General features: G+C 40.7%; 11 protein-coding genes. 2 read left to right on the top strand and 9 right to left on the bottom strand.

Annotation, left to right across the window (positions count from 1 at the left end):
- Positions 1–24 precede the first annotated feature (24 nt).
- Both PF327_RS03955 and PF327_RS03950 read right to left on the bottom strand, forming a co-directional pair.
- Positions 25–1005: an aminoglycoside phosphotransferase family protein gene (locus PF327_RS03955; RefSeq protein WP_289401451.1), complete on the bottom strand. Its 981-nt coding sequence runs from the start codon at positions 1003–1005 to the stop codon at positions 25–27.
- Positions 998–2071, bottom strand: a complete 1074-nt coding sequence (locus tag PF327_RS03950; RefSeq protein ID WP_289401450.1) for an anhydro-N-acetylmuramic acid kinase — start codon at positions 2069–2071, stop codon at positions 998–1000. The genes PF327_RS03955 and PF327_RS03950 overlap by 8 nt, the downstream gene beginning before the upstream one ends.
- Before the next feature lie 193 nt (positions 2072–2264).
- Here PF327_RS03950 and PF327_RS03945 point away from each other — a divergent pair, with 193 nt between their 5' ends.
- A complete protein-coding gene (locus tag PF327_RS03945; RefSeq protein WP_289401449.1) occupies positions 2265–3410 on the top strand; it encodes a pyridoxal phosphate-dependent aminotransferase in 1146 nt (381 codons plus the stop codon).
- On the opposite strand, the gene PF327_RS03940 is transcribed toward PF327_RS03945, so the two are convergent.
- The 7 genes from PF327_RS03940 to hemL form a co-directional block, all read right to left on the bottom strand.
- Positions 3385–4236, bottom strand: a complete 852-nt coding sequence (locus PF327_RS03940; RefSeq protein ID WP_289401448.1) for a D-hexose-6-phosphate mutarotase — start codon at positions 4234–4236, stop codon at positions 3385–3387. The genes PF327_RS03945 and PF327_RS03940 overlap by 26 nt on opposite strands.
- 27 nt (positions 4237–4263) lie before the next feature.
- Positions 4264–5784 (bottom strand): sodium:solute symporter, encoded by a 1521-nt coding sequence (locus tag PF327_RS03935; RefSeq protein ID WP_289401447.1) that lies wholly within the window; start codon positions 5782–5784, stop codon positions 4264–4266.
- On the bottom strand, positions 5781–6497 hold the full coding sequence (locus PF327_RS03930; RefSeq protein ID WP_289401446.1) for an N-acetylmuramoyl-L-alanine amidase: 717 nt from the start codon (positions 6495–6497) through the stop codon (positions 5781–5783). Before PF327_RS03930 ends, PF327_RS03935 begins: the two co-directional genes overlap by 4 nt.
- A 27-nt stretch (positions 6498–6524) precedes the next feature.
- A complete protein-coding gene (locus PF327_RS03925) occupies positions 6525–7073 on the bottom strand; it encodes a hypothetical protein (protein ID WP_289401445.1) in 549 nt (182 codons plus the stop codon).
- Positions 7066–7374, bottom strand: a complete 309-nt coding sequence (locus PF327_RS03920) for an AtpZ/AtpI family protein (protein WP_008242889.1) — start codon at positions 7372–7374, stop codon at positions 7066–7068. The genes PF327_RS03925 and PF327_RS03920 overlap by 8 nt, the downstream gene beginning before the upstream one ends.
- A gap of 101 nt (positions 7375–7475) precedes the next feature.
- Positions 7476–8213 (bottom strand): alpha/beta hydrolase, encoded by a 738-nt coding sequence (locus tag PF327_RS03915; RefSeq protein ID WP_289401443.1) that lies wholly within the window; start codon positions 8211–8213, stop codon positions 7476–7478.
- 64 nt (positions 8214–8277) lie between these two features.
- Positions 8278–9567, bottom strand: coding sequence for a glutamate-1-semialdehyde 2,1-aminomutase (hemL, locus tag PF327_RS03910; protein ID WP_289401442.1), 1290 nt, complete (start codon positions 9565–9567; stop codon positions 8278–8280).
- Between the two features lie 109 nt (positions 9568–9676).
- On the opposite strand from hemL, the gene PF327_RS03905 reads away from it, so the two are divergent.
- A complete protein-coding gene (locus tag PF327_RS03905; RefSeq protein WP_289401441.1) occupies positions 9677–10528 on the top strand; it encodes an energy transducer TonB in 852 nt (283 codons plus the stop codon).
- Position 10529 lies beyond the last annotated feature (1 nt).

Genomic DNA, 10529 nt, shown 5'->3' with positions numbered 1-10529 from the left:
GTGTATCCTTTCTTAATTAGGCGGTTAAAATATTCTCATCGTGACAGGTGCATCTTTGAACTCACCATATTGTGATTTCAGTAGAGCGATCAATCCGTCCAGTTCCGGGTACTTTTGACCCACTTCCAGGATATACTTCAACGTTTGTGGAATATCCTGCAGGTATTTCTTTTTCCCGTCTCTTAGTGCCAGTCTTGAAAAAATACCCAGTATCTTGATGTGACGCTGCAGGCCTGTAAAATCAAACCAGCGGATAAACGTCTCATCCTCTACATCAAGTCCCTTCAACTCCTTAAAGAGCAGGATCAGTCTGCGTAATTCTCTTCTATCCAGTTTCACATAGGCATCACGAAGCAATGAGACCAGGTCATAGGTCAAAGCCCCTTCTCTTGCATCCTGGAAGTCTATGACCACAATCTCGTCATTGCTGTCTATCATCAAATTGCGTGCATGGTAGTCCCGGTGTACAAAAATGCCTTGCGGCTGGCTCAATACCTCTTTGGCTATCAGGGAGAAACTCTCCAAAAGCATACGTCCTTCAAGACATTCAAGTGTTGTGCCCAGATATGCTTTTAGGTACCACTCTGTCATAAGATTCATCTCTTCGAGCAAAAAACCCTGATCATACGGTAGTAAACCTTTAGAAGATGTGGTCTGGAGTTGAACCAATGTTTCTATGGCTTTATCATAATAAGGCCTTGCATCTACACCTTCCACACATTTATCCAGGAGGTGGGTAGAGCCTATATCCTCTAAAAACACAAAACCTTTTTCAAGATCATAGGCATTTATGGTCGGTATACGTACATTTGCATCTGTAAGTCTTTGAGCTACACCGATAAAGACAGGTACACTCTCTTTGGCTTCTGAAGCATCCATCACGATACCACCATCACTGTTTATAAGACGGTAGTATCTTCTTGCACTCGCATCCCCATGTAACATTTGAAGTTCCGGGTCATTAATACCTAACGACTCCAACCATTCTGTTAACTCTTTATACATATATGCCTCCTAGAACTGCATTGTCACTTGCACCCGTAACGTCCTTTAAATTGACTTTTTGATGATGTATACGTTTGTATGCAAGCCATGCAAAGGTCATTGCTTCTATCTGGTCTGCATTAGCAGAGATAGCCACTTCTACATTTGGCATCAATACTTTGATCCGCTCAACAAGAAATGTATTCTTGGCACCACCACCGCAAAGCAAAGTAATATCCGGGTTGAACTTCAAAACTTCATTACTGATACTCATAGCAGTAAGTTCTAAAAGTGTCCTCTGTACATCTTCAGGGTTATGCGTATGTCCTGAAAGATACTTTTGTAACCATACATTATTGAATTTTTCTCTACCTGTACTTTTGGGATAAGGCTCTTGAAAAAAATCATCCGACATCATTTTATCTAAAAGAGTATAGTCCACAACACCTGTGCTTGCCCACTCTCCATTTTCATCATATGCCTTGCCCTGATGTTCAGCTATCCACATGTCCAAAAGTACATTTCCACAACCAGTATCATATCCTATAAGTTTATCTCCTAAGACAGTAATATTTGCCATTCCACCGATATTTACCACAGAAACAGACGAATTAATATTACTAAATATAAATTCATGAAATGCCGGTGCAAAAGGGGCACCCTGTCCACCTAATGCTACATCTTTACGTCTGAAATCTGCTACAACAGGTATCCCTGTCTTTGCAGCCAAAATATTAGGGTCACCAAGCTGCATCGTGAAAGGATATTCTCCTTCCGGTGCATGCCAAAGTGTCTGACCATGTAATCCTATAGCATTAATACCTGATGGATCTATATTCTCACGAATCAATAAAGCACCAACAGCCTGTGTGAAGAGTAAACCCAAACGATGGTCTATCTCTCCTAAAGATTCTAATGTACAATTCTCTTCTATCACTCTGAGTATTTCACTCTTTAACTCCAAAGGCATAGGATACTCTAAAGAAGTAATAAGTTTACAGGAGTTGCTGTCTATTTCACAAAGTATGACATCCACACCATCAAGTGATGTACCTGACATGATACCTATATAGTGTTCTTTATTCATCGATATATCTTTTCAGTGGGATAATAGGAGACCTATTACCTAGGTTTTATAGTATGAAAGATTATACAAACTTACTGCTTAATATGGTGATAAACGTAAAGATCTATTGCGTGATATGACAATTCTGTTGTGCGAGGTATTTATATAAGTGAAGTTCAACTATACTTCAACAAATAAAAAAAGTCAGGTCAATATGAAACTAAGTAATCGAGCAAAAAATATCGCACAATCAGAGATCAGAGCGATGTCCATATTATGTAACGAAAAAAATGGACTCAATATGGCACAAGGTCTTTGTGATCTTGAAGTACCTTTACCAGTTGTAGAAGGTGCAAAAGAAGGGATAGACCGTGGAAAAAATACCTATACCTCTGCTTACGGTAATTACAAGTTAAGAGCCGCTATCGCTAAAAAGCAGAATGATTTTTATGACCAGGGTATCGACGTGGACAATGTACTTGTAAGTCTTGGGGCAACAGGAGCGTTTTATGCTACTGCTATGTCCCTGCTCAATGAAGGAGATGAGGTCATACTTTTTGAACCTTACTATGGTTACCACGTAGCGACACTAAAATCAATAGGATGTAAGATCAAATACATCAGAACGAATCCGCCAGCTTATGAAATAGACTTTCAAAACTTGAAAGATCAGATATCAGAAGACACAAAAGCCATACTCATCTGCAATCCTTCAAACCCCAGTGGAAAAGTGTATACAAAAGAAGAGCTTCAAACGCTTTCTGAGGTCATTAACCAAAACGATCTTTTCCTCTTTAGTGATGAGATGTATGAACATTTTATCTACGATGAACTTGAGTTTGTATCTGCATTAAGTATCGAGAGTTTAAAAGAGAGAACAGTTGTAATCTCAGGTTTTTCAAAGATCTATTCGATCACTGGATGGAGACTTGGATATGCGATCACACAAAAAGGCATTATCGATGCAGCCTCTGCTTTTAATGATCTGGTATATGTCTGTCCTCCTGCACCGCTACAGAACGGTATACTCAAGGGACTGAACGAATTACCTAAATCCTACTACGAAAATGTAGCCAAAGAGCATCAGAAAAAAAGGGATAAGTTCATTAAAGCCCTCAATGATGCAGGACTGAAGGCTGAATATGTCAAAGGGGCCTACTATGTACTAGCCGATATTTCGAAACTTGAAGGTGAAGATGACAAGCAAAAGGTTGTAACACTTCTAGAAAAAACCGGTATCGCTGCGGTTCCGGCTAGAGCATTCTATCAAGAGAGTGAAGGTATTCATCTGGCAAGATTCTGTTTCTCTAAAAAAGAAGAAGAGCTTGATGAAGCTATAGAGAGATTGAAACGTCTCTGAATTCAGTGATAATTGTATGCCTAAGGGTGTGAGATTCACCTTTAGCTAATGTCACACTATCATCTAAAACATTGGCACTCTCTATACAAAGCATCTGAGTGTGATCGTGTAGATCAGCCATACTACTTGCTATAACCTCTCCAGGATTCCAAATAACAATCGTATTCGTCCCCTCTGTTTGAACAGTATGATGTACCTTGTTATCTTTTACCAAAATATCATTATTGACATTTTGATAGATTCGATCTACCTCTTTGCTAAAATCTATATGACCCTCTTGAAGTGTAAAAGTATTTTGGGTCTTATCGAAATAGTATGTCTCATCCAAACCTTCTACATGCGTTTCATAGATGTTATCAATCGCCAGATAAGTATGTAGTGCAGAGGTGAAAGTAAACGGTTTAGTATCAAGATTTTGACTTGTAAGTTCTAATCTAAGTACCGCGCCAACATAGATATCTAATGTCAGATGAAACAGATAAGGCCAAAGTACGAGTGTCTCAGGTGACGAATGCAGTGTCAGTGTAACCTTGGTCTCTCGATCATTTAACATCTGAGTCGATTGATGCTTCCAAAGTGAAGTTCTGGCAAACCCATGATTGGGTAGCGAGCTATCACTTTCATTGGCACCAAACCAAGGCCAGCAGATGGGTACACCACCTCTTATGGCCTTCCCCTCTTTAAATGCTGATGTTTGACTCAGAAAGAGTACACTGCCCTTTCCTTTCAGTGTAAAATCAAAGATATGAGCACCTTGTAATGCTATCTTTGCACTGGAACAGCTGTTTTCAACACTTATGTACGCTAATTCATCTTGTGTATCCATACCCTCTCTTTTCATAGCTAGAATAAACTAATTATTTGAAGTACTTTTTTCTTTCCCGAACATCATCAAGACAAACGCCACAAAAGTTCCGGCCAAAATCTGCCATGCAAACCCAAGTTTCAAGTCCAGTGCAGCACCTAGCACATAAGGTTGTAGTAGCAGTACTGTGATAAATCCACCAAAAAGTGCCAATGGCACTGTAGTTGCAGAACCGCGTTTAGTAAAGATAGCTGCACCAAATACACCAAGTAAGCCTGTGTATGCAAATGCCATCACGCCAAGAGCAAAGCTAAGTAGTGGAAGTTCTGTGTAACGTTGCCAGTAGTAGCTTAGCATCGCCATAAGTGAGAGTGCGACAGCAAATAGAAGCACTGCATTACGCCCTGCTTTGACAAAGTGCATCTCATCTACATTGCTTCTCTTTTGCTTCCAAGGTTTATAGAGATCTTCTATGGCTACAGATGACATGGCACCCAGGACAGAATTGGAACTGGATAAAGCAGCTGCTACAGCACCAACGGTCACAAGTCCTCTCATCCCCTCTGGCATCTCATGTAAAATGTAGTACATAAAAATAGTGATCTTCTCCCCATCAAATTTTTGTACCACTTCCGTACTCAAACCAGAAATTTCAGGATGCTGATAAAAGAGGTAAAGCAGCAAACCGATCATTAAAAAAAGTAACGCTACAGGGATAGTCAGGTAGATACTCATCATAAGTGAATTTTGGGCTTCTTTCGTACTTTTGCAGGTCAATGCTCTTTGTGTCATGTCCTGGTCAAGGCCATAGGCAGCGATATTAAGAAGCAGCCAGCCACCAAGCAAGGTCCAAACAGAAAATCCACCAGACATTGACCAATCAAGTAGCTTGAGTTTGTTTTCACTCTGCAGGGTAGACACAATCGTAGACAGATCGGTATGCATACTCATATAAAGGTAGATCAATATTGCGATCCCCGCTCCAATATAAGTAAAGGCTTGAATGATGTCAGAAAAGATGATCGATTTGACACCCCCAAAGTATGCATAAGCCAATGCACCCAGCATTAATATCGAGATGGATATAGCAACATGTATGGATGTAATATCTAAGAAGAGTATCATGGAGATGGCTAATGCACCGATATAGAGCCTAGCACCAGAAGCAAACAGACGTCCTATAAGAAACATAATACCCGCTTCTCTTTTTGCATTCTCACCATAACGCTTTTCTAGCAATTCGTAGACTGTTACCGCTTTGATCGCATAAAAACGTGGAATCAGCACTTTAGCGACAAAAAAAACTGCCAAAAAAGCAGAAATATAGAATCCTATGAACGTCAGATCTTTTCCGTATGAGTACTCAGGTCCGCCAAGAAAGGTAGCAGCAGACTGTGAAGTAGCCAGTACAGACATCGCTGCAGCAAACATAGGAACACTATTCCCCCCGACGAAATAGTCACGTGTGTTCTTTACCTTGATACGACTTAAAAGTACTGATGTTATAGTTAATATTAAAAAATATGCAAAGAAGATCCCCCAATCAAGGGTACTGAATGCGGAGTTCATTCGTTCCCTTTGGGTGGTGCTTTAAGATGGAGACATTGTACACCATTTCTTATATCGGACATAAACTTTTCACCGGGATCAGATTTCACTGTTCTGTATCCTTTGTCTTTTTCCAACCACAAAGCTGTCTTCTCCATCTGTCTGTACTCATGATGACCTACAAGATACTCGATCGTAGGGTATTTGGCCTTGAGATACATCACTAGGTCAATGTTGGCCTGACGCTGTTCAGGTGTCAGATCATCTATCTTATTGTCTTTCCCTCCGATGTTCTCTATACCGATACTGGAGTAATTAAGTCCTATCACATGACGTGCCATCCAATTCTCCGGCATTAAACGGTATATGGTCCCGTCTCGTGCCACCATAAATTGAGAGGATACATTCAAGGCTGAAGCTTTCACAATGTCTTTTCGGTCAGAAAGGAGTTTTTCAGGCTTCAAACGCTTGAATGATTTGTCAAAATCCATCTCTGCTGTCCAGTGGAGCATAATGATCTTTGGCGTGATCTCAATATTCTCTACGTTCATGCCGTAATGAGATTTTATATACGATTTTGTCATAGCGATGCGGTCAGGTCCGAAATCGATTGGTTTATCGATGATCCGGAGTGGTTGTATAGGTTTTGTGGTACAGACTGCAGGTTTTGCCTCTTCTTTTCCACATGCAGTCAAAGTGAGAAATACAAAAGAGAGTAGTAAAAGTCTTATCATGAAATAAATCCTCACTTCCAAGTAGAGTTATTCTATCGGATCTTGGCTAATGTTTTCTTTTTCTTTTAGAAGGACCCAAACAAGAATCACAGAAGGAATACCCAAAGAGATAATATAACTTGGAATATGTAATAATCCGTGTCTATTGAGATATAAGAAGCCCAAGATTAGCAGCACATAGGCACCTAGTCTATAGAAAGAGAGAGCCGCTTTGGTGTCTTTCATGGTCTGGTAGACACTGCGTCGATTCTCTTTGAGTTTTTTCTTCTCTGCTTTGATCGTTTGTGCCAAACTCTTCTCCTCGACCTCTACCTCTTCACTGTATAAATCATAGGGATCTTCAAGTTTGTCAATCACATCTTGAGTGTCATCCATGGTTACCATATTGTGTTTCACACGGGCATTGACCATACGTCTATAACTGACTATCGAAGCAATCATGACAAGTGATGCGGTGATATAGCCTATCTGTGTGTTGTAAAGCACTTTAATATCAAAAAATATTATAGAGATCAAGAGTAGTAAAATATCCACAGATAGGAGTACTGCGAAGATCTTACGATTCATACTATGCATCATCATCCTCAGCATCATATTTGTCTTGCTGTTCTTTTTTATAGGTATATCTTGGATCATTAGCCAATTCATCCAACGACTTTTTCTGCTTCGCATATGCTTTGTAGACATTAGAGATAGCCGCACCGATACCGATGAATACACCGATCCAGAGTGTCCATCCAGCACCCGTAAGATTGCGTAATCCCAATCCTATACCAACACCAATAATGACAGCGACAACCATGGAAATACCAAGACTGAGTCCATCTGCAGCATCCACCACTTTTTTGAATTTCGGTTCTTCCGTATTATTTTGCATTTTTAGTCCTCATAATTTGAAAATGTAGTATAGCCAATTGGTACATAGAGCATGGTTTAGAATAAAGTTTTTCCTCCTCTATGTTGCACCAGTAGGCTGCTCTAGCGTGACAGCTCCATAAAGAGAAATATATACTCTTCTACTTTAGGCAGCAGCACGGTACCGTGTCCATCACCAGGGAGTATGAGTGTGGTACCTGCAATTGCTTTTTTACCATATTCAAGTGCATTCACGTTCGCACCCAATGGATCATTTTTGGTAGCGATAAAGTAGGTTTTTGCCAGAGAACTTGATAGTGCCATGTCACTTTCACTGCTGTTTGATCTTCCCGCAGAAAGCGAAATGAGTGCTTTTGCATCATAGTCATTCAATACAGGGATCAGCGATGCACCACCCAGTGATGCTCCAATGAGGTAGAGTTGTTGTATATCCAGGCTTTTATCCTCTTCTATCATCTCCAGCCATGCTATGAGGTCCTGTGGTATCTTGGAAAATCCCACTTTGGGTGCACTTGCATCAAAAGCTGTTCTCACTTCACTTGTGTTTTTAGGCATTTGTACGCTGTTCTCTACGCCTTGTTGCATGGTTGACTTTCCATGGCCACGCAGATCCACACTGAGAGTCGCCATACCTTTCGCAAGTAATCTCATGGTGAGCATATCCCATGATGTATGGTCTGAACCGAACTGGTGTGCCAAAAGTACGATAGGCATAGGTTTTTTAGTCTCTTTCGGTTTTTCCAGCCATCCGTGGAGCACAAATCCATCTTCGGTCGTAAGATTAAGTTCCGTAGCAAAAAGAGGTATGACCAATACCAGGGAGAGTAGAAATTTTTTCATGATATTTCCTTCACAAACAGTATAACTTGATTGGCTGTTCTATCAAAATGATATGAAGCGTGATCTAGGCTATTTCAGCCATCACTTCATACGCTGCTTTGATCGTCTCATCTATCATCTCATCCGTCATAGCAGCACAGATAAATCCTGCCTCAAAAGATGAACAGGCAAGATAGATACCTCTGTCCAACATACCTTTATGGAACTTGGCGAACCTTGCCGTATCATTTTCCAACGCATCATCAAAGTTTCTGACAGGCTTATCAGAGAAGAAGAAACCGAACATACTCCCTCTAACATCGGTCACGAAAGGTATGTTAGATGCATCTGCCGCTTTTTTGAATCCATCCATGAGTTTCTTGGCTTTGTTTCCCAGTGATACATATAATGAAGGATTGGATTTGAGCTTTCTGAGACTGGTAAGACCTGCTGCCATCGCTACAGGGTTACCTGAAAGTGTTCCTGCCTGGTAGACCGGCCCTTCAGGAGAAAGGTGTGCCATGATCTGTGCCGATGCACCAAAGGCACCGACAGGCATACCTGCACCGATGACCTTACCAAGAGTCACCATGTCCGGTTTCACACTTGAAATACCCTGAGCACCGCTCAATGAAGCCCTGAATCCACTCATCACTTCATCAAAGATAAGCAGTGCACCATGGTTTGTACAGAGACATCTCAGTTCTTCCAAAAATGCTTCATCTGCAGGTACAAGACCCATATTTCCGGCTATAGGCTCGATGATCACACAGGCAATACCGTCCGGTGACTCCTCAAAACACTTTAGTACGGATTCAATATCATTATACGTTGCCAAGAGTGTATGTTTGGTAAGATCAGCCGGTACACCAGGACTTGATGGAGAACCGAATGTAGCCAGACCAGAACCTGCCTGTACTAGCAGTGAATCTGAGTGGCCATGATAACATCCAGTGAACTTTACAATATTCTCTCTACCTGTCACACCACGAGCCAAACGGATAGCAGACATCACTGCTTCTGTTCCAGAACTCACGAAACGCACTTTATCAATGCTGTCAAAAAGCGTGACGATCTCACTTGCAAGCTCCGTCTCTATAGTCGTAGGAGCACCGAAACTCAATCCTCTTTGAACGGCCTCTATCACTGATGTTTCGATCTCTTTATCTGCATGACCAAAAATAAGCGGACCCCAACTTTGTACATAGTCGATATATCTGTTCCCGTCAATATCAAAAAGATATGCCCCCTCACCTCTTTGGATGAATGGTGGTGTACCCTCTACTCCTGAAAATGCACGTACCGGTGAGTCAACCCCCCCAGGAATCACTTTATATGCTTCTTCAAATGCTGCTATACTTTTGTCATATGCCATGTTATTAATCCTCATTATGTATAATTGCAAAGATTATACACTAACGGCACTTAGGGCTATATACAAGGAGAGTCTCATCAGAACGCTGAAAGGATTAATACTCTCTTTATTGTTACATTTACTGATATTGATGCTTTTTATGAAAAACTGGAAAGAGTTCATCTTCTTACCTCCTAAGAAAGAAGAGAAGAAAATAAGCCTAAATCTCCAACAGATCGTCACTCCTCCTGCACCGAAACCAAAGCCGGTACCTGTTCCCGAACCCGTAGTGATTCCACCAACACCTAAACCTGTCATTCAAAAACCGGTAGAAACAGCCGTGCAACCTATAAAGAGAAAAAAGTTGGATGAGAGTAAAAAGATCTTTGCACAGCAAAGTACAGAAGAAAACAATGTCACCAAAACCGTACCCAAACCTGTTCAAAAGATCGTTCAAAAAGAAGAGAAAAAGAAAGTTATTAAAAAAGTACAGAAAAAAACTGTAGCGAAAAAAACGAAAACATACAGACCATCTAAACGTTCAAGTGATCCTCTTGCTAATGCGCTCATGGGTTCTGGTACATCTATGTATCCAACACAGCGGAGCCGACCATCATCTTCAGGCAGTTATGGTGCTAGAATGATCAATCAGCTTTATGGTAAAGAGTTTGATACTTACAGTGAAACACAAAAAAAGTTCATCAAAAACAATCTGGGAACCATCCACAGGATCACACAACGTACACTTACCCGAAACGGCTATCCGGATGTTGCGGTCCGCACAAGACAGCAGGGAACCAACATTGTCTCTTTTTACCTCCATCCAAATGGTGATATCTCAGATCTTAAATTAAAAAGGCATATAGGTCACCAGGCTTTAGATCAAAATACTTTAGATGTAATACGCATTGCCTATAAAGATTATCCTTTACCTAACAAAAAAACAAAGATCGTTTTTTATGTAAGGTATAGTATCTATTAAA

The sequence above is a fragment of the Sulfurovum xiamenensis genome, from assembly GCF_030347995.1.
Taxonomy (GTDB): Bacteria; Campylobacterota; Campylobacteria; order Campylobacterales; family Sulfurovaceae; genus Sulfurovum; species Sulfurovum xiamenensis.
Note: the sequence above shows the minus strand (reverse complement) of the source record. Positions and strands in the feature narration are given on the sequence as shown.

What these genes read in the sequence shown, in the direction of transcription:
- PF327_RS03935 (WP_289401447.1), bottom strand. Translation starts at nt 5,784, where the DNA reads ATGAACTCCGCATTCAGTACCCTTGATTGGGGGATCTTCTTTGCATAT.
- PF327_RS03940 (WP_289401448.1), bottom strand. Translation starts at nt 4,236, where the DNA reads ATGGATACACAAGATGAATTAGCGTACATAAGTGTTGAAAACAGCTGT.
- PF327_RS03930 (WP_289401446.1), bottom strand. Translation starts at nt 6,497, where the DNA reads ATGATAAGACTTTTACTACTCTCTTTTGTATTTCTCACTTTGACTGCA.
- PF327_RS03920 (WP_008242889.1), bottom strand. Translation starts at nt 7,374, where the DNA reads ATGCAAAATAATACGGAAGAACCGAAATTCAAAAAAGTGGTGGATGCT.
- PF327_RS03925 (WP_289401445.1), bottom strand. Translation starts at nt 7,073, where the DNA reads ATGCATAGTATGAATCGTAAGATCTTCGCAGTACTCCTATCTGTGGAT.
- PF327_RS03950 (WP_289401450.1), bottom strand. Translation starts at nt 2,071, where the DNA reads ATGAATAAAGAACACTATATAGGTATCATGTCAGGTACATCACTTGAT.
- PF327_RS03955 (WP_289401451.1), bottom strand. Translation starts at nt 1,005, where the DNA reads ATGTATAAAGAGTTAACAGAATGGTTGGAGTCGTTAGGTATTAATGAC.
- hemL (WP_289401442.1), bottom strand. Translation starts at nt 9,567, where the DNA reads ATGGCATATGACAAAAGTATAGCAGCATTTGAAGAAGCATATAAAGTG.
- PF327_RS03915 (WP_289401443.1), bottom strand. Translation starts at nt 8,213, where the DNA reads ATGAAAAAATTTCTACTCTCCCTGGTATTGGTCATACCTCTTTTTGCT.
- PF327_RS03945 (WP_289401449.1), top strand. Translation starts at nt 2,265, where the DNA reads ATGAAACTAAGTAATCGAGCAAAAAATATCGCACAATCAGAGATCAGA.